General features: G+C 58.8%; 16 protein-coding genes and 5 pseudogenes. 9 read left to right on the forward strand and 12 right to left on the reverse strand.

Annotated features, from left to right (window positions below; all coding sequences use genetic code 11):
- Positions 1-259: 259 nt before the first annotated feature.
- Positions 260-1,752 (reverse strand): annotated as a pseudogene (locus tag ACVWY3_RS05350) (short-chain fatty acid transporter).
- A gap of 9 nt (positions 1,753-1,761) precedes the next feature.
- Positions 1,762-3,282 carry a molybdopterin dinucleotide binding domain-containing protein gene (locus ACVWY3_RS05355; protein WP_456837521.1) on the reverse strand — a complete coding sequence of 507 codons (1,521 nt, stop codon included), beginning with the start codon at positions 3,280-3,282 and terminating at the stop codon, positions 1,762-1,764.
- A gap of 296 nt (positions 3,283-3,578) precedes the next feature.
- Between ACVWY3_RS05355 and ACVWY3_RS05360 the strand changes: the two are divergent.
- A pseudogene (locus ACVWY3_RS05360) lies at positions 3,579-4,540 on the forward strand (PQQ-dependent sugar dehydrogenase); the annotation flags it as partial.
- Between the two features lie 970 nt (positions 4,541-5,510).
- Positions 5,511-6,152, forward strand: a complete 642-nt coding sequence (locus ACVWY3_RS05365; RefSeq protein WP_456837522.1) for a TetR/AcrR family transcriptional regulator — start codon at positions 5,511-5,513, stop codon at positions 6,150-6,152.
- A gap of 133 nt (positions 6,153-6,285) precedes the next feature.
- On the opposite strand, the gene ACVWY3_RS05370 is transcribed toward ACVWY3_RS05365, so the two are convergent.
- The 3 genes from ACVWY3_RS05370 to ACVWY3_RS05380 all read right to left on the reverse strand — a co-directional run bounded on the left by ACVWY3_RS05370 (position 6,286) and on the right by ACVWY3_RS05380 (position 10,187).
- Positions 6,286-7,275, reverse strand: a complete 990-nt coding sequence (locus tag ACVWY3_RS05370) for an NAD(P)H-dependent flavin oxidoreductase (protein WP_456837523.1) — start codon at positions 7,273-7,275, stop codon at positions 6,286-6,288.
- A 186-nt stretch (positions 7,276-7,461) separates the two neighbouring features.
- Positions 7,462-8,253: a crotonase/enoyl-CoA hydratase family protein gene (locus ACVWY3_RS05375; protein ID WP_456837524.1), complete on the reverse strand. Its 792-nt coding sequence runs from the start codon at positions 8,251-8,253 to the stop codon at positions 7,462-7,464.
- A gap of 146 nt (positions 8,254-8,399) precedes the next feature.
- Positions 8,400-10,187: an acyl-CoA dehydrogenase C-terminal domain-containing protein gene (locus ACVWY3_RS05380; RefSeq protein WP_456837525.1), complete on the reverse strand. Its 1,788-nt coding sequence runs from the start codon at positions 10,185-10,187 to the stop codon at positions 8,400-8,402.
- Positions 10,188-10,371: 184 nt separating this feature from the next.
- Between ACVWY3_RS05380 and ACVWY3_RS05385 the strand changes: the two genes are divergently transcribed.
- Complete coding sequence (locus ACVWY3_RS05385) at positions 10,372-11,943, forward strand: fatty acid--CoA ligase (protein WP_456837526.1); 1,572 nt, start codon at positions 10,372-10,374, stop codon at positions 11,941-11,943.
- Positions 11,944-12,175: 232 nt separating this feature from the next.
- On the forward strand, positions 12,176-12,877 hold the full coding sequence (locus ACVWY3_RS05390; protein WP_456837527.1) for an SDR family NAD(P)-dependent oxidoreductase: 702 nt from the start codon (positions 12,176-12,178) through the stop codon (positions 12,875-12,877).
- A 309-nt stretch (positions 12,878-13,186) separates the two neighbouring features.
- On the opposite strand, the gene ACVWY3_RS05395 is transcribed toward ACVWY3_RS05390, so the two are convergent.
- Positions 13,187-14,008: an enoyl-CoA hydratase gene (locus ACVWY3_RS05395; protein WP_456837528.1), complete on the reverse strand. Its 822-nt coding sequence runs from the start codon at positions 14,006-14,008 to the stop codon at positions 13,187-13,189.
- A gap of 265 nt (positions 14,009-14,273) precedes the next feature.
- Here ACVWY3_RS05395 and ACVWY3_RS05400 point away from each other — a divergent pair, with 265 nt between their 5' ends.
- Together ACVWY3_RS05400 and ACVWY3_RS05405 are read left to right on the forward strand one after the other, a co-directional pair.
- The gene (locus tag ACVWY3_RS05400; RefSeq protein WP_456837529.1) at positions 14,274-15,473 is read left to right on the forward strand and encodes an ABC transporter substrate-binding protein; all 1,200 of its coding nucleotides are present in this window, start codon (positions 14,274-14,276) and stop codon (positions 15,471-15,473) included.
- Between the two features lie 29 nt (positions 15,474-15,502).
- Positions 15,503-17,123, forward strand: a pseudogene (locus ACVWY3_RS05405) (long-chain-fatty-acid--CoA ligase).
- Here ACVWY3_RS05405 and ACVWY3_RS05410 read toward each other — a convergent pair.
- A complete protein-coding gene (locus ACVWY3_RS05410; protein WP_456837530.1) occupies positions 17,120-17,638 on the reverse strand; it encodes a winged helix-turn-helix transcriptional regulator in 519 nt (172 codons plus the stop codon). The pseudogene ACVWY3_RS05405 and the gene ACVWY3_RS05410 sit on opposite strands and share 4 nt — an antisense overlap.
- A gap of 202 nt (positions 17,639-17,840) precedes the next feature.
- Here ACVWY3_RS05410 and ACVWY3_RS05415 point away from each other — a divergent pair, with 202 nt between their 5' ends.
- Both ACVWY3_RS05415 and ACVWY3_RS05420 read left to right on the forward strand, forming a co-directional pair.
- Complete coding sequence (locus ACVWY3_RS05415) at positions 17,841-18,476, forward strand: DsbA family protein (protein ID WP_456837531.1); 636 nt, start codon at positions 17,841-17,843, stop codon at positions 18,474-18,476.
- A gap of 49 nt (positions 18,477-18,525) precedes the next feature.
- A complete protein-coding gene (locus ACVWY3_RS05420) occupies positions 18,526-19,725 on the forward strand; it encodes a CaiB/BaiF CoA transferase family protein (RefSeq protein WP_456837532.1) in 1,200 nt (399 codons plus the stop codon).
- 90 nt (positions 19,726-19,815) lie between these two features.
- Here the strand turns inward: ACVWY3_RS05420 and ACVWY3_RS05425 are convergent, their stop codons facing one another.
- From ACVWY3_RS05425 to ACVWY3_RS05435, 3 genes and pseudogenes are all read right to left on the reverse strand, one after another.
- Positions 19,816-20,535 carry a hypothetical protein gene (locus ACVWY3_RS05425; protein WP_456837533.1) on the reverse strand — a complete coding sequence of 240 codons (720 nt, stop codon included), beginning with the start codon at positions 20,533-20,535 and terminating at the stop codon, positions 19,816-19,818.
- Between the two features lie 492 nt (positions 20,536-21,027).
- Positions 21,028-21,816: a thioesterase family protein gene (locus ACVWY3_RS05430; protein ID WP_456837534.1), complete on the reverse strand. Its 789-nt coding sequence runs from the start codon at positions 21,814-21,816 to the stop codon at positions 21,028-21,030.
- Between the two features lie 102 nt (positions 21,817-21,918).
- Positions 21,919-23,036 (reverse strand): annotated as a pseudogene (locus tag ACVWY3_RS05435) (alkene reductase).
- Positions 23,037-23,151: 115 nt separating this feature from the next.
- On the opposite strand from ACVWY3_RS05435, the gene ACVWY3_RS05440 reads away from it, so the two are divergent.
- A complete protein-coding gene (locus ACVWY3_RS05440) occupies positions 23,152-23,607 on the forward strand; it encodes a winged helix-turn-helix transcriptional regulator (RefSeq protein WP_456837535.1) in 456 nt (151 codons plus the stop codon).
- 222 nt (positions 23,608-23,829) lie between these two features.
- Here the strand turns inward: ACVWY3_RS05440 and ACVWY3_RS05445 are convergent.
- Positions 23,830-24,497, reverse strand: a pseudogene (locus tag ACVWY3_RS05445) (glutathione S-transferase family protein).
- A gap of 2 nt (positions 24,498-24,499) precedes the next feature.
- The gene (locus ACVWY3_RS05450) at positions 24,500-25,240 is read right to left on the reverse strand and encodes an SDR family NAD(P)-dependent oxidoreductase (RefSeq protein ID WP_456837536.1); all 741 of its coding nucleotides are present in this window, start codon (positions 25,238-25,240) and stop codon (positions 24,500-24,502) included.
- Between the last annotated feature and the right edge of the window lie 75 nt (positions 25,241-25,315).

The following is a 25,315-nucleotide window of genomic DNA, read 5'->3' on the forward strand; positions in this document are numbered from 1 at the left end:
ATCCCGCGAGCGCCGGCCGGTCATCGCGAACGGACGGATGGTCAGCGCTCGGACCGCTGAAGCCGACGGCATGCTCAACTGCTGCGGAGGCCGAGGAAGACAGGGCGAACGGCGGGCTCCGTCGGGAGCCCGAACTCTCCGATCACGTCGCGATCGCCAAGGAGGTGCCGAACCGACGCTTGCAGAGGAAGTTGCCGCCGTTCTTCATGATGACGAGGATCCCGTCCGCCAGTCTCGGCTTATGCGTGACGGCGTTAGATCAAGGCAGAATTGGTGGATGGTAGGTGAAGGTCGTCATCAGGATTGCAGCCAGGATCATCACAATCGGGAAGTGTACGAAGAACTGCACGGACGTGTAGCCGATCAGGTCTTTTGACTTCAATCCGAGCACGCCCAGCAGAGGCAGCATCCAGAACGGGTTGATGAAATTCGGCAGCGTCTCGGCGATGTTGTAGACCATGGTGGTCCAGCCGAGATGAGCTCCGACTTCGTTGGCCGCCTTCATGATGTAGGGCGCCTCAATGAACCATTTTCCGCCGGCTGACGGTATGAAGAAACCCAGCGCCGCGGAATAGAGCCCGATCAGGAACGAGAACACGGTTGAGTTGACCGAGACGTTTGCGAACCAGTGCGCGACAGTATCGGACAGCGTCAGGCCGCTGCTGTTCGGAACCTTGGTCAGCATATGCGCAATGCCGGCATAGAAGGGAAACTGCAACAACAGGCCGGAGATGCTCGGTGTTCCCTTGGAAAAGGCCACGAGAAGGCTGCGGGGGCGCCAATGCAGGAGGATGCCGAGCACCAGAAACACGAAGTTGTAGGTATTCAGGCCCGACAGGGTGATCAGCGGATTGCCGGATTGAAAGGTCTGCCAGAGCCAGCCCGACGCCAGTGCGACGATCAGGATGGTCAGAACGGGGCTGAATTCGAGAAAGTCGCCCGGCCGGGCCAGCTTCTTCGGCTCGATCCGGTCGTCGTCGAGAGACACACCGAGATCTTCTGCGGTTCTGGTCAGCGCCTCGTTTGGCGCCGTCAGATAGCAGATCGCCGCTGATAGTGCAGTCACGACGACGATCGTGACGAGGTTCTGCCATGTCAGGATCGTCTCGGAGAAGCTGATGACGCCGGTGATCGGCAATAGCGAGGCCGGAATGCTCGCCGCATTGGCCTGGAGCTGGGCGACCGATGAGGTGATGCCGAGCGTGAAGCCGCAGCCAAGGCCGAGGTAGCCTGCCGCGCCGGCTGCGCGATAGTCGAGCTTGATGTCCTTGCGCCGTGCGATCTCGCGCACCAGAAGGCCCGAAAAGATGAGGCTCAGGCTCCAGTTCAGCAATGACGCGGCAATACTCAGCACGCCGACGAAGACCACGGCGCCGCGGGCGGTGGAGGTACGTTGGCAAGCCGTCGCATCAGCGCAGCGACGGGCGGCGACATCGCAACCACGTAGCCCGCGACCGCAGCGAGCGCCAACTGCATCGTGAACGGAATGAGATTCCAGAAACCGTCGCCGAAGGCGCGGCTGACCGCGAGCGGCGAGCCGCCATGCACGATGGTGCCGAGTGCGATGACCACCACGGCGACGAGAACGAACACGTAAGCATCGGGGAACCAGCGCTCCGCGAAGCTGACCATGTGCTGGGAGAATCTCGCAAGCACATTGGCCTTTGTCGGCGTCTCATCCAGGAAGATGGTTTTATCCGTCGTGTCGGTCATTGCGGCCCCATAGTCGCGTTGGTGTTGCGTTCGTTTCATTGCTGTGGATCAGAGTGCGAGCGTGAGTTCCGAGAGCGGAACGGATTGGCAGGTCAGGCACTGATCGGGCGTGCTCTCCTCGCCGCCGAGCTGAGCGACATGGCCGTCGACGACGCGCATGAGGCAGCTCTCGCATTGGCCGACACGGCAACCGCTGGGCAGGGACAGACCGGCTGCCTGAGCCGCGTCGAGAAGGGTCCCGAGCTGCGGCGTCCAGGTGAAGCTCCTGTCCCTGTCGACGATGTGGACGGTTTGCGACTTCAATGTGCGCGGCACGACCGGCGGCGAAGCGAAAGCTTCCGAGAAAACATCGTAGCGCGGAACGCCCCGGTCGATCAGGCGGGCCGTCATCGATGCCGTGAAGTCCCGCGAACCGCAGAGATAGGCGAGGGGCCTTTGCGGCAGCAAAGGATCGATCGCCGAGAGGTCCAGCCGTCCCGCGTAGTCGTAGGCGCGGGGGCAACGATCCTGTGCGCGCGGCGCCGAGTACGCCGTGACGAGATCGAGCTCCGGCAGCAGGTCCGCCAGCTCTCGCAACCGGCCGGCAAATGGATGTTCGCCGCCGTTGCGGCAACCATGGAGCAGCAGTACCCGAGCGACGCGTTCGGCAGGCTCCAGCCTCGCCAGCGCTTCGAGATGACCGATAAACGGCGTGATACCGATTCCGGCGGCAAGGAAAATCAGCGGCCGGCTTCCCTGCAGCGGCGGTGTGAAGATGCCCCTTGGTGCCTCGATCCGAACGTGATCGCCAACTGCCAGACGATGAACGTGATCGGAAAGATGAACCGTTTCGTCGGCTAGTCCTGAAGCGTCGGTCCGCCGTTTCCTGACCGCGATCGACAGACCATCGCGGCCGTCCTGGCCGGTCAGCGAATAGGCGCGGGCAACATCGAGGCCCGGCAGGCTCAGCATGACGTGCTGTCCGGGAAGAAAGGTGGGAAGCGCGCCGCCGTCGCGCGGCGAAAGCTCCAGGGCGACGACGTCGTCGGCCTCGCGATGTACGGCCGAGACCGCGAAGTCGCGTTTGCCGGTCCAGTGGCCGCGGCTTGCGGTCGCATCCTTGCGGATGTTGCAACTCGTGGCGCGCAGCGGTACCGAGCCGCTCACGGGATCGCGAGCCGCGTCGTTCAGGGCATCGTTCATGTTCGACGTCGATCGTCCCGCAGGCGGCATCGCGTCTCGTCCGAGCGGCGGACAATCCTCCCACCAGCCGAACTCGGCGACGGCGACGCGATCGTCGAGGGCCTCGTTCAACCGCACGCGCAGCCGGACCTCGCTCGTCGAGGTCATGACGATGGCCCAGTCGCCATCCCTGAGGCCACGCGCGGCTGCGAGCGTCGGGCTGATCTCGATCGCCGGATCTGGCGTTTTCTTGCGAAGCGAAGCGACGTGACGATGCGAGGAGTGGACGAACCAGCCGCTCTTGGCCGTGGTGAGCACCAGTGGAAAGCGGCCGTCGGCGTGGTCAGCGAGCGGACTCTCGGCGGGCTCGATGTGGCCCGGCAACGGCGCATAGCCGTGATCAAGCATTAATTCCGAATAGATCTCGACGCGCCGCGTCGCGGTGGCAAAGCCGGCAATCGTGCCATCCCTTTGCGCGAGCGCATACTTCTCGTAACGAAGGCGTTGCGGGTCTTGCGGATATCCCCGAGCTTCTCGGCAATCTCGTCCAACGCCTCTTCCCAGGAGATTTCGCACCAGCCGGGATCGGCTGCGTCCCTGGGCACGGTACGGCGAAGCGGTTTGGTCAGGCGGCGCGGGCTGTGCACCATCTCGGGCGCGGCCCGGCCCTTCGCGCAGAGCGCGCCGCCGGTCGGATGGCCCTGGCGACGATGCGGCGTGCCGCAGCGGTTGGCGTCAGTGCTAATCGTATCACGCTGTTGCGCGATAGCGATGGTGACGGTGTTGCGGAGTCTCGTGAGACATTCATCGAAGGGTTAAGCCAACCGTTCGGGATGGCACTCGTAGATGAAACGTTTTATGTCGGTAACACGGATGGCGTCGTAGCGTTTCCATACGTTCCAGGCGCTGACCGCATCGCTGGGTCTGGACACAAGCTTCTTTCGTTCAGGCCTGGTGGCATTGGACGCGAAGCCTGCTGCCGAGCCCCGATGGCCGCAAGCTCTATGTCGGTGTTGTTTCTCTTACCAATATCGGCGAAATGGGAATGGCCGTCGAAGAGGGGCGGGCCGCCATCTATGAACTTGATCTTGTAAATGGGGCTTACCGCATCTTTGCCAGCGGTTTACGCAATCCGGTTGGTCTCGCATGGGAGCCAGAGAGTAGCGTGCTCTGGACGGTCGTCAATGAACGCGATGGCCTTGGCGACGAGACGCCGCCTGATTATCTGACTTCGGTGCGAGATGGTGGATTCTACGGTTGGCCGTATTGTTATTGGGGACAGATCGTCGACGATCGCGTGCCGCAGGATCCGGCACTGGTTGCCCGCGCGCTCACGCCGGACTATGCCCTTGGCGGGCACACGGCATCGCTAGGCTTGTGCTGGATGCCTGCAGGCACCTTGCCCGGATTTCCAGACGGTATGGCGATCGGACAACACGGTTCCTGGAATCGGAGTACATTGAGCGGCTATAAGGTTGTTTTTGTGCCGTTCAAGAATGGCTACCCATCTGGTCCGCCGCGGGACATTCTGTCGGGTTTTCTTTCTTCCGACGAAAAGACCTCCTATGGCCGACCAGTTGGCGTCACACTCGGTCCACGTCGCTCGCTTTTAGTCGCCGATGATGTCGGCAATGTTATTTGGCGTGTCACCGGGGCGTCGAGATGACTAAGGACGAGTGCCGGTGCCCAGCGATACGCTGGTGCAAGCGTCTGCCAGCGGGCATAATACCAGGCGAACCGTAGTCTCTCTTTGTTATTGTCAGAGCTTGGCCGATGCCAACGCTCTCATGGCGTTGCAGCATCGCTGGGACGTGTGCCGCCATATCAGCGCAGTGCTCGACCAGCCGATCGCACGTTTTCATGTGAGTTGCCCGTGAGATCCCGAGGTGAGCCGGGCGACATCAAGCTATTCACGAACGAAGGACGGATGACCATTGTTGGTGTGGTTGGTCGGACGCGCCAAGACTAGTCTAAGTTCCAGTTGGTTGAACTGATATTTCTCGACCGTACGTTCAACTGCCGCTTGGATTGGGGTTAAATGGGCGATTTGCTGTCATCGGCCACCGCGGCGCACGGTGGGTTGGAGCACTGGCGTTCTCTGATGTCGCCTACAGCGAGGAGGATGAGCCGAATCACTACAACACTAGATGAGGCCGATTGCGGTGACCGTGCGTGACGCGGGGCGATGGGAATACAGTCGCTGGAGAGGAAATCCTCAAGAAGGTCATCTCCGCAAGCATATGATCGACAATGATCGCGGATATCCAAAACCTCGCATCGATCTTGCATAGCGCTGGCGTTCCGATGACTTCGTCGTCGGACCGGAGGTCCGGCGCTGTTGCTGCCCACCTCCCGATTACGCATTCCCTCCACCCGGCCAAAGGCCATGCGGCTCGGCGCCAAACGTTTAGGGGCCTCAGTCGCTTCAAGGAGTGTCGTTATGCGGAGAAGCGAAAGCTAATCCAATCGGCCTCATGTTGGCGAAAACGTCAGACAAATTCTGCGCAACCATCGCGAGCGTATGTCGCAGCTCACGCTTGAAATGTTGACCATCATATGAAATTGTCAATATGCGGTGTACGGAGGGTCCAGTGAGATATGTAAGGGGACACGCAGCAACGACGAAGCAGCACATCTTGAACGTTGCATCGAAACGTTTCCGCAAAGATGGAGTGAGCTTGGGTATCGTCGAGGTGATGAAGACAGCCGGACTGACGCATGGCGGATTCTACAGTCACTTCGATTCGAAAGAGGATTTGGTCCGAAGCGCTGTTCTGGAGGCGTCTGCAGGACAGCGGGAGCGGATGAACGCCGCTGCAGAACAAGGGGGGTTGGAAGGCATGCTCCGGGAATACTTGGGACGCGCGCATCGGGACCGTCCAGAGACGGGCTGTGCTTTTGCCGCATTGGGTTCGGAAATTTCTCGTCTGTCCCGCAAATCGCGGGGCGCGCTAACCCGAGAATTGGGAGCCGTTTTTGACTTGATTGCAAGACAGTTGCCGGAGCAAACTCCGGCCGAGGGGCGCCGAAAGGCGATGCAGATACTCTGCATCATGGTCGGTTCGCTTCAGCTCGCCCGAACCGTCGAAGACCCGGATCTTTCGGAAGGAATACTAAGTTCTGGGCGACAGGCGGCACTAGCGCTGGCGCTGTCAGGGCATGAGTCCGAAGGCGAGATGCGCTTCGCGTTAGCTAGACGTATTCCGGATGCGAGAGATCGGCTGGCCGTTCGAGCGGCCAGAAGCGTGAAAAGCCGTTGTGCGCGCGACCAATCATGAATTCGCGGTTTACGGACGTCTCACGCGCATTGCTAGGCGCGATCTCGACACCTACGTCGCCGATTGAGAACGCAGGCCAGATACCGGCCGTGCCAGTTCGAGATGCCGGTCAGGTCGCTTCGCATCGCGCCGCTTAGGACCGCGCGCCCATCGCCTGGAGTGCCCCGAGACGCTGGGAGATAATTGCCTGAGCTTCGTTCATGATGCGGTCCAGCAGCTCTTTCACGGTGGGGACGTCTCTAATCAGGCCAACCACCATGCCGCAGCTCCAGCCGCCCGCGTCCATCTCGCCTTCTTTCATGACCTTCGGATAGACGCCGGCGACTTCTGGCGCGATGTCCGCAAACGTGATCTCGGTGCCGAGTTCACGCTCTTTTTGCAGCAACCGCTCAACGCCAGCGTTCTTGAGCACCCGTTCCGTATTGCGAAGGGGGCGCATGATGAGCCGGGTATCCAGTTCCGTGGCGGCAAGGATTGCCTCCTTCACATGAGGATGCACAGGAGCCTCTTTGGTTGCGATAAAGCGCGTACCCATGTTGATGCCGTCCGCCCCCATGGCCAATGATGCGACGAGACTCCGGCCATCGGCCATCCCGCCGGAGGCGACGAACGGAATTTTCAGTTCATCGGCTGCGCGCGGTAGAAGGATGAAGTTCGGAACGTCGTCTTCGCCCGGATGTCCGCCGCACTCGAATCCGTCGATGCTGAGGGCGTCCACACCAATGGCCTCAGCCTTCAATGCATGTCGTACGGACGTGCATTTGTGGATGACCTTGATGCCAGCCTCCTTGAGAGTGGGCATCCACTTCTGGGGATTATTGCCTGCCGTTTCGACGATCTTGATGCCACCTTCAATGATTGCGCGCACGTAGCCGGGGTAGTCCGGCGGGTTGACGGCCGGCAAGAAGGTGAGATTTACACCGAACGGTTTGTCGGTCATCTCTCGACACCTGCGAATCTCTGCCGCGAGGTGGTCCGGCGAAGGCTGGGTGAGCGAAGTAATCAAGCCAAGCCCGCCGGCATTAGCAACGGCGGCAGCCATTTCAGCGAAACCAACGTAATGCATGCCACCCTGAATGATCGGGCGTTCGATTTCGAAGAGTTCGGTGATGCGGGTCTTCATGAGCATTCTCTTTGTCTAGGGACACTTTGCCCGGCAAGCCGTCGGGCGGGAATGGCGTTGTTAGGGAGTCTGCGCGCGTTAGAGCTATCCGCACACCTAGGCATCGTCCAATCAATTGCTGTCGTGGTATTATTCAAGGATGAATGGCGACGGCGCGACCTTCGGCGCGAGGCGATGGCAAGGGATCTAGCGGCCCTTGAAGACCGCGGCGCGGCGCTCGACGAATGATTGGATGCCCTCTAACATATCTTGGCTACTGAAGACGCGGTCCTTGACTGTCGGGATGTAGTCAATCGCCGCGCGTTCGCCAGTCTCGATGAATTTCAAGGCGGCTTCCTTGGTCACCTGAATGCCGAGCGGAGCGTTCTTGGCTATCGTCTGCGCAATCTCCATTGCACGCTCGATCTGTTTGCCTGGTTCAACGACTTCCTGAACGAATCCAATCTTGTGCGCGCGCTCGGCGTTAAATTCATCGCAAAGCAAAAGGTGATACATCGCATCACCCCAACCCGCCCGAGTCAGGTAACGAAAATGCGCTCCGCCGAGCGGGGCGATGCCGCGCTTGGCTTCCATTTGGCAGAAGCGGCTGTCGGAGGCTGCCACGACAATATCGCCAGCCATCATCATTTCGATTCCTATGGTATAGACGATGCCTTGCACTGCGGTAACGATCGGTTTGCGGCAGCGCCTTTTGAGTGCGAACGCGTCAATGTTGTCGGGCTTCTCCTTCAGCTTCTCCGCTTTCGGGCCAAAGAACTTCGGCATGTCGAGGCCGGCTGTGAAGTCGTTTCCCTCGGCGCAAATGACCCCCGCCCAGTAGTTCTCGACGCGATCCAGCTGCGTCACGGCGTCCGAGAGTTGCGACATCATTTGCGGACTGAATGCGTTCTTCTTGGTCGGATTGTCGATGATAATCTTCAACACGTGCCCATGCTCTTCGGTTCGAATCTGGCCGGGCTGAACCTTTTGTTCACTCATCTCAATCCTCCATTGTCGCATTGTCGTTTGCCGGATCTCTGGGCGAGTACGGGAGACCGTAGTCGTTCTGCCGTACGAGATCGTTGTTGTGAGTTGGTCTCCATTCGGATCCGTTCGCGGCTCTCGCAGAACCGTCGTGTGGGCGGTCAGAAGGCCTCCGCAGGTACGTCGATGACGTTTGTTCCGCCGAGTTCGATGCGGCGCAACAAGAGTGACGTTTCTGGCAGGACCCGCTCGAGGTAGAATGCCCCGGTTGATAGCTTCGTGCGCAGATAGTCCGATGGCTCGCCGGAGGCGATTTTGTCCCGAGCAGCTAACATCATGATCGCCCACATGTATCCCATCGCGACCAACCCGACGAGGTGCATATAGTCGGTGGAGCCGGTGAGGGCGTCGTCAGGGTTCTTCGTTGCGAGGCGCATCAATGCCGTCGTAGCCGTTCTCAAATCGGAAACGCCCGCATGCAGGGCAGGGATGATGTCGGAAGCGCCGTTGCGCCTCGAATTCTCTCCAATGAAGCGTTCGAGCTCAGCAAGCCACGTATAGATGGCACGGCCGTTATCCCGCGGCAGCTTACGCGCGACTAGGTCGAGGGCCTGGACACCATTGGCGCCTTCGTACAGCATCGTGATCCGGGCGTCCCGAACGAACTGCTCCGCTCCGGTTTCTACGATATAGCCATGACCACCAAAGAGTTGTTGCGCGGCGACCGTATTGGCAAACCCCCGGTCGCTCAGCGCGCCTTTGATCACGGGTGTGATCAGAGCCATATAGTCGTCGTTGGCTTGCTTTAAGTCCGGATCGTCCGTACGGTGGGCGACGTCATTGCGAAGGGCGGTGAACAACACAAGCGCGCGCGCGCCTTCATTGAAGGCGCGTATGTTCTGCAGTGTGCGTCGGACGTCCGGATGTACAATGATCGGGTCGGCAGGCTTGTCCGGCTGCGCAGCGGCGGCAATGGCCCGGCCTTGCAGACGTTCTTTCGCGTACTTGGAAGCATTTTGATAGGCGATTTCGGCCTGCGAAACCGCCTGAAAGCCGATGCCGAGACGAGCCTCGTTCATCATAACGAACATCGCTTCCATGCCCTTGTTTTCACGGCCGACCAGCCAACCTGTTGCGCCTTCATAATTGAGAACGCAGGCCGGATTGCCTCGGATTCCCATCTTGTGCTCGATCGAACCGCAACTCACGGCGTTCGCTTCACCCAACGAGCCGTCCTCGCGCACGAGCCGCTTCGGAACCAGGAACAGCGAGATTCCTTTGATGCCCGGTGGGGCTCCTTCGATGCGGGCCAGGACAAGATGGATGATGTTTTCGGTGATATCCTGCTCTCCGCCCGAAATAAAAATCTTGGTCCCTGAGAGCTTGTAACTGCCGTCGGCCTGCCGGGTTGCCCGCGTGCGCATCATGCCCAGATCGGTGCCGCAATGCGGTTCGGTGAGGTTCATTGTTGCGGCCCAACGTCCCGAGAGCATATTCGGGATATAGGTGCTTTTCTGGTGCTCGGTGCCGTTGGCCAACAACGCCGAGACGGCCCCTCGCGTCAGGGCGGAAAAAACCTCGAGGGCCATGTTCGCAGATGAGAACATCTCGCTGACCGCGCAGGAAAGCGCGGTCGGAAGACCTTGTCCGCCGTAGGCCGCCGGTGCCGTCAAGCCAATCCAGCCGCCTCGTCCGACTTCCGCATAAGCCTCTCGAAATCCTTTTGGCGTTGTGACGCTGGCGTCCTCATTCCGCACGCAACCGAGGTCGCCCCGAGCGTTAAGGGGATGTAGAATATCCTCCGCAAGGCGCGCGGCCTCAGAAAGAATGGCCTTGCGAACGTCGCGCGATAGGTCGGAGAAGCCCGGCAGGTTATTGTACCGATCGATCTTTAGCACATCGTCCAGGAGGAAATGGATGTCCCCGACGGGGGCGCTATAGACAGTCATTGTCGAACCTATTGCGCTGAGCTGGAACGGAGGGCGCGGGCGAAATCGTAGCCTGCCAAATACGACCTGTTCCAATTCTCCTTTGAATAACTGCTTGTCACATTTCGACCTACCGGAGCCGATAGCGGGCGGCCCAACCTAGGCGAATAGAAGCTAAGCTGCGCGCTACGGGGAGGGAGACACCATGGCCATGTCAGCCGACAGTTTCGTCGATCGGCAACCGCATTCAATCGCGGAGGCTGTACGCAAGCACGCTGAGCTGAGCCCGGGCAAAGTGGCGATTACCTTCGAGGATCGGCACATCACCTACGGTGATCTTCACCGAGGATCGAATCGAGTGGCCAACGGTTTAGCTGCGCTTGGCGTCGGAGCATCCGATCGAGTTGCGATTATCGACAAGAATTCGGAGCGTTTCTTCGAAATCTGGGTCGCCGTCTCGAAATTGAACGCGGTTATCGTCCCCGTCAATGCGCGCCTTGCAGCCCCTGAAGTCGAATATGTCGTGAGTGATGCCTGTGCAAAGGTCCTGTTTGTCGGCGAATCCTTCCTTGAACTGCTGGACAAGATCCGGGTCCGCCTCAGTAGCGTGGTGAGCATCATCGTTTTGAACGATGACTACGAGGAATGGCGGCAGGGCTTTCCGGTTGAACATGTCGGGCCGTCGAACTCCGCCGATGCCGTGAGCATGCAGCTTTATACCAGCGGCACGACCGGTCATCCAAAGGGGGTCCTGCTCGCGAACCGGAATCTGTTTAGCACAGCGTCGAGCGCTGTGGTCGAGTGGGGTAACTGGACGGCCGACGACGCCTGCTTGGTGGTAATGCCGTTGTTTCACATCGCCGGTTGCGGATTTGGATTGCTGAGTCTGATCGGTGGCTTGCGGATGGTAGTGGTACGCGAATTCCGATCGCCGCAGGTGATCGGGTTGATCGAGCGCGAGCGCGCTACGATTGCGTTTTTCGTTCCAGCGATGATTATGGCCTTGCTGGACGAGCCCGGCATAGCCAAGGCGGATACGAGTTCGCTGCGGCGAATTATTTACGGGGCTTCTCCCATTCCGTCAAAGCTTCTGCAGAGGGCGCTTGATCGCTTCGCGGGTACCGGCTTCGTCCAGACCTACGGCCTTACCGAGACCAGTGGTGGCATCACGTCTCTTTCGCCGGAGGATCATGCCGACCCTGACCATCCCCGAATGAAATCGTGCGGTCGCGCCATGCTCGGCGTCGAACTGCGCGTGGTGGACTCCTCTGGTGAGGAGGTCGCGGAAGGCACGGTCGGCGAGGTTATCTGCCGCTCAGCCAGGAACATGAGCGGGTACTGGAATCGCGAGGACGATACCGCGCGCACGATTCGTGACGGTTGGCTTCACACCGGAGACGCCGGTTATCTCGACCGAGAAGGCTATTTGTATATCCATGATCGGGTCAAAGATATGATCGTATCTGGGGGCGAGAACATCTATCCCGCCGAGATCGAGAGCGCGATGTTCGGACACCCAGCGATCGCCGATGTGGCCGTGATAGGTGTTCCTGACGAACGGTGGGGAGAGGCAGTTAAGGCAATCGTGGTCCTCAAGCCGGGGGCGAGTGACAGTATCGCGGATATTCTCGCCTATACTCGTGAACGTATAGCTGGATATAAAATTCCCAAATCAGTTGAGTTTGTCGATGTTCTTCCGAGGAATTCGACTGGTAAGGTCTTGAAACGACAGTTGCGCGAGAAATACTGGAAGGGTTTCGAGCGGCACGTCAATTGAGGGCGCATGCAGTCCGAGCGCGCTGCCACGCTTCAGGACTGCGAGGACAGGCAGTGTTCTCCTTTTGTAAGCTTAGCGCTACCTCGACCGGCTGCGCCGGTCCGAACGGCATTACGGCGTTGGCGGATTGGCGCGACCGCGAAACCCGTCCCTTGTTTCTGCGCCTTCTAAGGACATTCGCCTTTGGCCGGCGCAGCATGCGATGCGCGACGTTTCGACAGTAGGAGCGACCATGGAGAAGCGGATTTGTGTCATTTCCGGCGTCGGGCCCGGTACGGGTTCGGCGTTGGCGAGACGATTCGTCAATGGTGGCTATCACGTCGCACTTCTCGCAAGAAATGAGGAACGACTGGCTGCCTTGGCGAAGGAGCTCGGCACCGCGGTAGCATTTCCATGCGACCTGTCAGATCCGGAGCAGATCGAAAAGTCAGCGGCTGCCATTGAGCGACAACTCGGCCACCCTTCCGTCCTGATTCACAACGCCGTAGGCGGAGCCTTCGGGTCGTTCCTAGAGATTGATCCGGAGATCCTCAACCGCAACTTTCGCGTCAACACAATGGGGCTTCTCCACCTCGCGAGGCGCTTTGCTCCGAATATGATCGACGCAGGTCGGGGTGCCATCGTAGCGACCGGCAATACGTCCGCGTTGCGCGGAAAAGCCAGTTTTGCAGGTTTTGCCCCCACAAAGGCAGCGCAGCGGATTTTGGCCGAGGCGATGGCGCGCGAACTCGGTCCGAAGGGGGTACATGTCTCCTACCTGGTCATCGATGCGGTGATAGATCTGGCCTGGACCCGTGAACGCTTTCGAGGGAAGCCTGACGACTTTTTCATAAAGCCCGCCGCAATTGCCGAGGAGCTTTGGCATATCGTTCATCAGGACCGCAGTGCATGGTCCTTTAATGTCGAGCTGCGTCCGTTTGGGGAGGCATGGTAAGCGCGCTCTCCAATCGACCCCAGGCTTGCCGGGCGTAATTGCTGCCATGACTCGCATCAGGCTGTGTCTGTCGGATCGGGTCGAGAGATGCGCGCGCCTACTTCGCAGCCCATTGCCCTGGTACTAATTTAGAGGGAGATCCACAGGACGGCGACGCTTTAGCTAGCCTACGGAATGAAGCTTGCCGACTCGGAACGCCAAAAATGGATGCGATTTGCGATAGTCGCACGCGCCTTGTCCATGATGGGGCGCCAATCGGCAGGTGTGCGCGAGCTTCAAGAGCCCTACGACGGTGTTCTCTGCCTCGCTTTAGCTCCCGCGGAACGCTGGTCGTCGCTTCTCGACGAAGGCGCGGACGGCTTCCTTGTGATCATAGGTTTGTGCCGCCATCACGAGATTTTCCGCTTCATAATCCAGCGAATCGAGCAGGTTAGACGATAGTGCGTGCTCAAGATTGTCCTTGATAAATCCAAACGCCAATGACGGACCTCCGGCAAGCTCCTTTGCCAGCTTGAGGGCAGCGCCGCGCAATTCGTCGTCAGGCACCACACGATTGACCAGACCGAGAGCCTCACAACGCTGGGCGTCAAGGCGCTCGGACAGGTACATCAACTCCCGCGCGCGCGCCGTTCCCGCCAAACGGGTGAGCAGCCAGCTGATGCCGTAGTCTCCGGTCAATCCAATGCGGGAATAGCCCGTCGTCATGAACGCCGATTGAGCTGCGATCCGTATATCGCAGGCGAGCGCGATGGCCATGCCGGCACCGGCAGTTGCCCCGGGAAGCGCAGCTATTGTCGGTTTTCGAAAAGCGGCAAGTGTGCCCGTCAAGGTTCGCTGGCGCGTGCGCAATGTCGCTATGCGCTCATCGATGGATGTCTCGACAGGCGACCCGGCGGAGCCCATTCCCTTGACATCGCCTCCGGCGCAGAAGGCCGAGCCAGCACCCGTGATCAGAAGCGCTCCAACCTCCGCTTCGTCAACTGCCAGCTTAATCATTCGGCGTAGGGCAGGCGTCAGATTATCGGAGAGCGCATTTCGTGCCTCCGGACGGTTCAACGTTACGACCGCAACGCGGTCGATGATGTCGCAAAGCAACTCGTTCGTCCCGGTGTCGATGGAGTTGGCGGGCATCGATGGAGGTCTCCTGGCCGACGATCAGCCGCTCGTCCCAAGGGAATGGGCAGGCATGGAAGATAAGGCGGACGGAGTGAGACAAAAGCGGCTTTACGATATGTATAAGTCTCAAAATAGAATTGATCAATAGATCACAAGCACGGACGATTATCGCGCATGGTAGATTGACAGTTCTAAAATTGAACTATAACGGTTCGAGTGCGCCAAGGCGCGCAAACAAATAATTCTAACGGGCTGGGCCCGACTAAAGTGGAGGCACGGAATGACAAGGGCATGGGCGCTCGCGTGCGCGTTGATTGCGGTCTTGGGAACGTCCGCGCGGGGCGCCGATACGCCTGGTATCACGGCGACGGAAATCAAAATTGGCGGAATTTTTCCGTTTAGCGGGCCTGCTTCATCCATCGGGCTGGTGGGGAGAGGTATCCTCGCCTACGTGCAGTCCATCAATGATCGCGGGGGCATCAATGGGCGCAAAGTCAACTACATAGCCTATGATGATGCTTATAGTCCGCCCAAGGCCGTCGAGCATGTCCGTAGGCTGGTCGAAAGCGACGAGGTTGCGTTCATTTATAGCCAGCTCGGAACGCCGGGTAACGCGGCTGTTGCAAAATACCTGCGCGTGAAACGTGTCCCTACGATCGGGATCGTCTCGGGGGCAAGCAAGTTCACCAATGTTGAGGAGTTCCCGTTCACGACCACAAGCCTCGTCAGCTACGACACCGAGGGCAAGATCTACGCGAAGTTCCTGACTCGGACGCTGCCAACGGTGAAATACGCGATCCTTTATCAAAATGACGATCTCGGCAAAGACTACGTCAATGCGTTTAAGGCGGTTTTGAAAAGCGATTTCGACAACAAGGTCGTTGCGCTGCCTTATGAGGTTACTGAACCAACCGTGGACGCTCAGGTCGTCAATCTGAAGAGCTCCGGAGCAGGCGCGCTCCTGGTCGCCGGTACACCGAAATTCGCGGCGCAAGCCATCCGCAAGGCGCACGAGCTCAATTGGAAGCCGCTCATCGTTCTGAACTATCCGTCCAGCTCCGTGGGTGCAACCCTGAAGCCCGCAGGCCTGGACGTCTCAAAGGGGGTCGTTGTCGGGACCGTCACTAAGGATGCGAGCGATCCGAGCTGGGAGCAGGATGAAGGTGTGAAGGGCTTCAAGGCCTTTGCCGCGAAGTACATGCCCGGGATCGACATCTCCGACAACAACTACCTTTTTGGCTATACCCAAGGTTTGCTGCTTGAGCAGTTGATCACGCAGTGCGGCGATGACTTGTCGCGCGAGAACATCATCAAGCAAGCGCGCAATTTCCAGAACGTCGTTTTGCCAACTGTACAGCCGGGCATCAAGGTGAACACGTCGGAAAAAATCAACATGAACTACACACAGATGCGACTCCAGCGCTGGACGGGAGCGAATTGGGATCCGTTCACCGATGCGATCGACGCGGCGTCCGACTGACAAAGAACTGGTGCGAGGAGGGAAATCGGATGAAAGGGTTGATGCAGAACCAGCCATTGTTGCTATCGTCCCTCTTGCGGCATGCGGAAATAGTATCGCGAACCGTGGAGGGCCCGATACATCGTTACGGCTATGGGGAGGCGTCGCGTCGCGCGCGGAAGCTGGCAGACGCGCTGCGCCGCCAAGGCGTTGGGCAGGGAGAGCGGGTTGCGACTCTGGCCTGGAACACCTATAGGCACTTTGAGATCGAGCATGGCGTTACCGGCATGGGGGCGGTCTGGCACGCGATCAATCCGCGGCTGATTCCGGCCCAGATTTCGTACATCGCCAATCACGCTCAAGACGCGGCGCTCTTTGTGGACGCGACCTTCTTGCCGATCGTGGAAAAGCTCGCCGGCGAGATCGGCTTTATTCGCCTGATCGTGTTGTTGACCGATCGGTCGCATATGCCCGAGACGTCGTTGTCCAACCTCATCTGCTACGAGGAACTGATTGAGGATGGTGATGAAAACTTCGAATGGCCCGTCTTCGATGAATTGTCGGCGTCATCGCTGTTTTATACGTCGGGCACGACCGGCAATCCGAAGGGCGTGCTTTACTCCCATCGTTCTGATCTCCTGCATTGCCTCTCGATTGCCGGCGCCTATTCGATCGGATTTGCCGCGCGCGATACCATTCTTCCCATGACGCCGATGTTCCACGCCAACGGGGCCTGGGGGTTCACTCATGCGGCGCCGATGGTGGGTGCGAAGCTGGTGCTGCCGGGGCCCAAGCTCGACGCCGTCTCGATCGCGGAATTGATCGAAAGTGAGGGCGTTACAGTCGCGGCCGGGGTGCCAACTCTCTATTCAAATCTGCTTCGCCACCTTGAAGGGGAAGGGGCCGGGGCGGGCACGCTCGAGCGCATAGTCGTTGCGGGCTCTGCGCCGGCGCCGAAGATGATTGAGAGTTACGAGCGCCTGGGTGTCACGGTTCAGCACGTCTGGGGAATGACGGAGGCCAGCCCATGCGGCACGAGTTCGCAACCGTCGCGGCGCTCCTCCGCAGCGACAGGGCAGGAGCGACTGCGGCGTAAGACCGGTCAGGGACAGCCGATTTATGGGGTGGATGTCAAGATCGCGGAGGACAACGGCGACGAGATGCCAAGGGACGGGAAATCGAGCGGCCGTTTCATGGTGCGTGGTCCATGGATCATTTCCGGCTACTACCGAGAGGAAAAGCCACTGCTCGAGGATGGATGGTTCGACACCGGCGATCTTGCCGTCATGGATGACGACAACAATATCCCACTGACCGATCGCGCCAAGGACGTCATTAAGTCTGGGGGTGAGTGGATCAGCTCGATAGATGTCGAAAATATCACGATGGGTTGCCCGGGGAGTAGCGGAGGCGGCCGTCATCGGTATCCCGCACCCAAAATGGGAGGAGCGGCCGCTATTGGTTGTGGTGCCAGGACCGGGCGCTGCTTTGACGCCCCAAGCTGTGACCGGGTATCTCGAAGGCAAGATTGCCAAATGGTGGATACCCGATGACGTCGTCTTCGTGGACGCCTTGAGCTATGGAGCCACCGGCAAGGTCCAGAAAATGGACCTGCGCCGCGCATTCGCCGGACACTACTCGACCGTGGCGGCGAAGAGCACGTCCGGCTAAGCGGCGCGGCGGCCCGCCCTTACCTTCGCTCCCTTGGGCGACTCGGGAGCACGATCGCTTTTCGAGCGAGCGCCCGGTCCTGGATGCGTCGTGACTTCCTTAGCCAGCAATGGCTCATTGCATTCCGAGCACACCATGATCGGATTGAATAGCTTTCCGCATTTTTTGTGCTCGTGCAGTAACGGTCGACCACGCTCATCAACCATGTGTGTGTCGCCCCAGTGCACCAGCGCCATCATGATTGGATAGAGGTCCAGTCCTTTCTGGGTCAGGATATATTCGTGGCGCTTAGGCGCTTCCTGATAGGGAATACGCCGCAACACGCCCGTGCGCACCAACTTCTTCAGCCGTTCCGCCAGCAGATGGCGCGTGATGCCAAGCGTGGACTGAAACTCCTCGAACCGGCGGACCCGGAGAAAGCATTCCCGCAAGATCAGCAGCGTCCACCGGTCGCCGACCACGCTGATTGTGCGTGCAAGCGAGCAGGGCTCTTCCTCGAGGTCTTCCCACTTCATTTCAACTCTCCACGCGCGAGTCGAACATAAGCTCGAATCGGTAAGCAACACTGGCATATGCCATTCTAAATCGGTACGAACGGTCTTACAAGCGATCTAATAATGATGCTGATACAGCAAAAAGCTGGATAAATAGTGGGTCGTTGACAGTTCTAATTTGGAACTATAGAACACGGCCATTGACCCGGCAAGGGAGGAAGTGGTGCGAAGTCCGCTCAAAGTTGAGTTCCAGTTCGATTTTGGTAGTCCGAACGCTTATCTCGCCGAACTCGTAATCCCCTCGATTGAGCGGCGCACCGGCGTGAAGTTCGAGTATGTGCCGGTCCTGCTCGGTGGCATTTACAAGGCTACTGGCAACATGTCTCCCGGGGATGCGCTTCGCGGAATCAAGAACAAGCCGGAACACATGGCATTGGAGACGCAGAGGTTTGTTCGCCGTCATAACATCACGAGCTTTCGGCAGAACCCGTTCTTTCCGGTCAATACCTTGATGCTTATGCGCGGCGTCGTGGCGGCCCAGTTCGAGGGGATGTTCGAACCATACTTCCGCGCTGCCTATCATCATATGTGGGAAGAGCCGAAAAAGATGGATGACGTCGAAATCTTCCGAGCCGCATTCAGATCCTCTGGAATTGATATCGATCGCTTGATGAAGCGCGCGCAGGAGGATGACGTTAAAAAGCGCCTCATAGATCTGACGAATGACGCGGTTGCCCGCGGTGCGTTTGGCTCTCCGACGTTCTTCGTCGGCCGCGAGATGTTCTTCGGTAAGGATCAGCTCCGCGATGTCGAAGAAGAAATTGAAGCGCAGAAAGCCGAGCTCGCGAAAGTCACCTAGCGCGAGCGCTCGGCCTGCGTTGCCTTGTCAAACAGAACAGGGAGAATCTATGCCTGGTCCACTCAGCGGTGTCAGTGTTCTTGATCTGACGGGCGTCGTATCCGGCCCGTTCGCAACCATGTTTCTGGCCGATCAGGGCGCCGACGTTCTAAAGATCGAGCCGATCAGCGGAGACATCACCCGCCGAAGTCGTGCAACAATCGACAAGAAGGGCGAGTTCTCGGCTCTCTTCATTTCTTCCAACCGGGGTAAGCGCTCGCTCTCCATTGATATCAAGAGTGACGCCGGGCGCGAGGTGCTGGCAAAACTGGTGGCCAATGCGGATGTGCTGGTCCAGAACTTCCGCCCCGGCACGATGGAGCGTCTGGGTCTTGGGGTGGAAGAGTTGCGTAGGCGTCATCCGCACCTCATCTATGTGTCGATCAGTGGCGTGGGGGAGAGTGGTCCTTACGTCAAGAAGCGGGTTTACGATCCGATCATTCAGGGCCTGTCCGGCTTCGCCGATATTCAGTCGCAGCCGGTGACCAACCGGCCGCAGATGATCCGCACCATCGTTTGCGACAAGACCACCGCCGTTGTGACGGCACAGGCTGTTGCCGCTGCGCTCTATGCCAGAGAAAAGACCGGCCTGGGGGATCACATCCAGGTCGCGATGTTGGACACGATGATATCCTATCTGTGGCCCGAAGGCATGATGCAATATACGGTGGTTGGCGCCGAAGCCAAGCCAAGTGACCCAAATGACAGGCCGGATCTCGTCTTCAAGACGAGCGATGGCTATCTGACATGCGGGACGATTTCGGATTCCGAATGGCAGGGGTTCTGTCGCGCCACCGGCGATCCCAACTTGGCCGACGATGAACGCTTCGCAACCCCGACAGCGCGGAACGTCAATGCGACCGCTCGGATCAATAAGATGCAGGAATATATTGGCCGGTACACCACGGCCGAATGGCTCGATCGCCTTGACGCCGCCGACGTGCCCTGCGCGCCGATCCTCCGCCGATCGGAAATCATCCATAATGAGCAAGTCGTGGCGCGAGGTCTGATCGCCGAAATCGATCAACCTACCGTTGGCAAGGTTCGGCAGCCGAAGCCGGCGGCGCGCTTTGAGCTCAACGGGTCGACGATCGCGGGACCTGCGCCCCGAATCGGCGAGCACTCGCGCGACGTTTTGGTCAAACTCGGTTATGACGAGACGGCCATTCGCAAGATGGCCGAGGATAAGGTCGTGCGCCTAGTAGACTAAAGCCCGGCGCGGTTGGCCTGATCAGAGCAGGTGTTCGTCGCACGGGCCGACCGAACCGGCTCTACCGGCTCGGTCGTAGACTTGTGAGCTTCAGATCACCTCAACGTTCCGCACATCGATCGAGATCGCAACGCGATCGAGAACTGGCAGGTTGTTCTCGCCGATTGAGTAGACGCGGCGCTTGGTCGGGAATACGAGCCCGCCAAATGTAACGTGGTCGCTCGAGTAGTGGCAGCTGTTTGTTCCGCCCATGATCTCGACGCTGTAATCGTGCCGCCTGAGCAGCCCGTCGGCATTGAAATAGAACGTCTGCACGGTTGAGTGACTGTGAATTTCTGCCGGGAATGTCACCTTAAGCCGGCGCCATGTTTCGCCATTCTCGCTCCAAGGATCGATTTCCTCGGTCTTGAAACCAGGAAGTTTGAACAGGAAGGGTGTCGTGAGATATGTCCACATCGCATAACCGGTAAAATAGACCAGTTGCCGGGCATCCCAAGGCGTCATTACGGTGTGGCCTGCGAACGAGTTTCGGGGAGACTCAAGCTTTTCCATAACTTCGCCGGTCGCGGAGACGACTGAAGTCTGGCCGGGCTCGAAAACGCAATGCTGACCACTCTTGAGGAACGGCGTGAACTCAGTGTGCTGTTTTCGCGTATCGATCGAACAGTGAATATCAGCATAAGCGTTCGGAAAGCCTTTGATCGGAAAGACGGCGCCGCCTGCGGCGATATGGGCTTTGATTGCCTTGGTCTGTTGCCACCGATCCCAGCCTCCATGGGCCTGGATCGCACGTTCCAATAGATCGCTCATCATGTTCTCCCGGTGACGCCAGCTATCGAGCTTGGCGGTTTAATTTTGCAACCATTGAAGTATGCCGACATAGTTTAACTTTGCAACCGAATAGTGGGTGACGATCAGCATGAAGACGCCGTCATTAGGATTAGGTTCGTGGCGAAAGCTCCAGCGTGAAAAAGTAGAGCGCCTTGGATTTCGCCTTGCGGGCCGGGGGAGGACCGTGCCGGTGCGAAGCCATACTCGGAGGTCGGTGGTGCAGGATATTGACGTGCCGCACCAACGCTGTCAGCCAGTGCCGTCCGCGCTTCGCGACAGCACGGCAAACCGCTGTCAAAGATCTCCTGTCCGACATCTCGTCGGTCGATTGCGCGCAAACTATGATCTCGACCTTTTGGGCCAGATTGCAGATGGCCGGGCCCTCGCGTCGCTTGTCGGACCACGATCGCGGGTAGCTCTCGCCACCCGCGATCGATCGCTCATCGAGCCCTAACCCCCCGTTGAGGGCTCTCAGAAAAAAAGAGCGAGATTTTGCCGGGCCACAAGGATCGGCTTACCATCCATCGACCACATCGTCATCGACTGACTGGAATAACCTTCCTTTACAGTTTCAGCATTGGTACGGACGAGCAGCCAGCCGTCGTCGGTCTCGTAGCCAGTCGTCAGCATGTCGATCGACCATGTCATCGTGCTTATGATGCCTTTCTGCCTCGCGAGAATAAGCGCTGCCGGCACGGGCGCGTCGGCGAGTGCGATCACGTTCGTTATTGAGGCGCCGTGCGACCTGTCACGAAAGCGTATCCACGTCATTGTATCCGGCGTGTTCCCTTGGAAGGGACGATCTCCAGATGCCAGCCTCGCTTCAAGGTGTTGCGTGAAGGCAAGCCAAGGCGGTGCGTCGAGGAAAGCATTCGGGCATTCGGCAGGCTTGTTCACCTTTGGACAGGCAAGCCCATCGAAAGAAAGTGACGATGAGCGGCTTGCCGCAAAGCACAAGGTTGCCTGGGTCGCAAGACCCGCATCATCGAGCAATTCAACCCGGAAGAATGCAGCGGATTTTCCCTGTCTGAGCAGTGTCGGGCGCAGCCGAAGACGTCCGGTTACAGGTCCTATAAAGGCGAATTGCGCCGAGCGTAGTGGAGCTAAGCCCTTGTCGGCACGCCGGCAGGCTTCGACGCAGAGCGCCGCGCCAAGACCTCCATAAATCGTCCGGCCCTGCAGCCAGTCTTTGCCTACGTCGACTTCCCACTCGCCACCCTTGGCTTGCATGCTCTCTAACAACGTATTGAACGTCGGCATTTCGATCCAACCTAATCTTCGGCGCACCGGCCAGCGTCGGCAAACGCCGGCGGTCGTCGCTAATCGAATAAGATTCAACCTCGCAGAACGATTGACGCGAGATCAATCGGCCCCGACCGCCTCCAGGCTCGGATAGTCGGTGTAACCGGTCGAGTCACCGCCATAGAACGTTGGCCGGTGCCACGGATTAAAGGCCGCGCCGATCCGCACACGTTCGACCAGGTCGGGGGTCGAGATGAACGCGCGGCCGAATGCCACCGCATCACCATCGCCGCTGCTGACCGCACGCTCTGCAGTGGGACCATCATAGCCACCCGCGACGACCAAAACTCCTGGCCAAGACCGGCGGAATAGTTCGCTGGCGGACGGAACGTCAGAACGCAGTTCGTCTGACTTTGCTCCCCCAGCCACGCGCGGTTCGATCAAATGGAGATATGCAAGGCCCATCGGCGCGAGTGCGCTGATGGCAGCCTGGTAAAGCGGGACGGGATCATCTTCACCACTTCCGTTGGCAACCCCGAACGGAGACAAGCGGACGCCGACCCGATCTGAGCCCACGACCCGACAAGTGCTTCGGTTACTTCGATCAGAAACCGAATGCGGTTTTGAATTGAGCCGCCATAGCGGTCGGTGCGTTGATTGGAGCGCGATTGCAAGAATTGTTCGACCAGGTAGCCGTTGGCCCCGTGCAATTCAACGCCGTCGAACCCGGCAGCGAGGGCGTTGCGCGCGCCCTGTCTATAGGCATCAATGATGCCGGCGATTTCGTCGATTTCCAGCGCTCTTGGCGTCGTGAACGGTTCCATCTTCCAGTCTGAGGTGAAATGCTTGCCGTTGGCGGCGATAGCAGACGGTGCCACCGGCAATGCCCCGTTCGGTTGGAAACTCGGATGCGAGACACGACCAACATGCCAGAGTTGAAGGATTATCAAGCCACCACGCGCGTGCACGGCCGAAGTCACTTTTCGCCAACCCTCGATTTGGTCCTCAGAGTAGATCCCTGGAGTTTGCGGATAGCCTTGACCGCTCGGCGAGACTTGAGAGGCTTCGGCGACAATTAGTCCGCCCTCCGTCGCGCGCTGCGCATAGTACTCCGCGTTCAGCGCGTGTGCCGCGTTCGCGGGCACTTTCGCGCGCATGCGCGTCAAGGGTGCCATAACAATCCGGTGCTTCAAGGAAAGCGCGCCCATCTTGAGGGGAGAGAGAAGTGCAGAAGTCATGAGAAGTTCCTTTCCGGCACGGCTTTGACCAATCCGTGGGTTTCATTTTGAAGCGGTCGACAGAATGGCGCATGTGGTTTAAATTTGCAACCGCTGTTGATTGGAGGACGGGGTAATGAAAGCCGGACGGCCCAATGTGCTTCAGGAGAACTGTGCAATAACGAAGTCGCTACGCACTATCGGCGACTGGTGGTCGCTTCTCATCATCCGCAACGCCTTTGAGGGTGCACAGCGCTTTGGTGAGTTCGAGAAAGGCCTCGGAATCGCAAAGAATATGCTGTCAGCGCGTTTGAAGAAGCTCGTTGCGAAGGAGATCTTTCGGCTCGAGCCGATCCAGGACACGGCATTCCACCGTTACGTGCTCACAGAAAAAGGTAAGAAGCTAGCGGTCATACTGGTCGCGCTCTGGAAATGGGGAGCGGAATTTTGCTTCGAACCGGGCGAGCGGGAGCACAATCCAGTCGATATTGGTCCGTCAGCGGAAAGCAGATTCTTGCTCGAAGGAGAGCGCCGGGCGACAATCGGACCGGCTTCGTCGAGATCAGTATCGAAGCCAATCACGCCGGTATAACGTTGATCGAATGGCAATCGCGAGATTGGGCACCCCTTGCGATGCCGGTTGGCTCGGCCAGGGCAGACTGAGAGTCTCTCAGCCTGCATCATCGTGGGCAAGGCTTGTCGCTGAGTATTTCGCTATGCGCCGACTCTAGGCCTCGCGCTTGCGTCGTTCGACCGATGCCGGCGGACAGAACCACACGCTGGCAACCAGATTCGCACGAACTGCTGATCTCTCTCAGGTTTTCGCCGGCCCCGGCGTAATTGGCGCCAATGGCCGGTTCGCTATCAGTGCCCGCTGATAAGCTGGGCGCTGGTGAATGCGATTGAGATACGGATGTGCATTATCGCAGATCCGTAGGCGATCGCCCAGTCGAGGCAAGTTGTGAGCAGGATGTCGGCGCTCGTGAAGTGCTCACCCATCAAATAGGATCGCCCGTCGCTCAGTGCGACTTCCACATGCCGCAGCTGCTCGCGAAAATATTCGCCAGCCTTCGCGACGACCTCCGGCGCAACACCATAGATCGGTCCCAATGCGTCGGCGCTATGTCTGCGCATCACGTAGAGGCTGGTCGAATCGAGTTCGGTGACGATGAAGAAGCACCATTCAAGCCAAGCGGCCTGTTCCTGCGATGTTTCGGGTACAAGGGTCTGATTGGGCCTTCCATAGGTGCATGATAGATAGGCAACGATCGCGGCGCTTTCGCCGAGCCGAAAATTGCCGTCCTGCAACAGCGGGATTTTCTGACGAGGATTAAGCCTGGTATACTCCTGTGACTTAGTCTCGCCTGTTCGCGGACCAATTGGCTTGGTCTCGTAAGCTAGGTCAAGTTCGTGAAGTGCCCAGTGTGGCCGTATCGTCCGACTAGTTCCGACGCCCCATAGCGTCAGCTCTGGCCTGACCATCATCACCATTTCTCCACGGCAGGCCGAAGGTCAAGCTCGTGCGTCCAGCCGTCCCTTGTTTGCTGATGGGCAAACCAATAGGCCTCAGCGATGGAGGCCGTCTTGGTGAGGCTGTCAGCCGCGATTTGGTTTGCCTCGATGCCCTTCGCCTTCAGCCTCTGATGGATCGCCTCGCTGTCGACACCCGCATCTATGATGAGGTGGACGACATGGATATTCTTGGGCCCAAGTTCCCGGGCCATTGCCTGGGCGACCGCGCGCAGCCCAAATTTGGCCGATGAAAACGCGGAAAAGCCTTTGCCGCCGCGGACACTGGCGGTCGCGCCTGTGAACAGGATAGTGCCCCTGTTGCGCGGAACCATGACGCGCGCGGCCTCCCGGCCGACCAAGAAGCCGGCATAGCAGGCCAGCTCCCAAGCCTTGAAGAACAGTTTTTCCGTCGTTTCGGTCAGCGCTTTGTTGACGTTTGACCCGGCGTTGAACAGGCAGACTTCGATGGAGCCAATTTCGTTCTCAACCCTGTCGAAGAGTTTCTGAACTTCAATTTCCTGCCGGGCATCCACGCTGATCGCGTGCGCCGCGTGACCTTCGGCGTGGAGCTCATCCATAAGCGCCTTTGACTTAGCGGCATCGCGCCGGCAAATGCAGACGACATAGCCGCCCTTGGCAAACCGTCGCGCGACGGCTGCCCCGATCGCGTCGCCCGCGCCGACCAATATTGCTACGCCGCGCCTCCCGGCCATCGTGATCCTCCCATGGTTCTATTTTAGAACGAAATAGTACTTGTCAGCCTACTGTTGTAAACGAGAAATGTTTTG

It is taken from the genome of Bradyrhizobium sp. USDA 4486 (assembly GCF_054057995.1).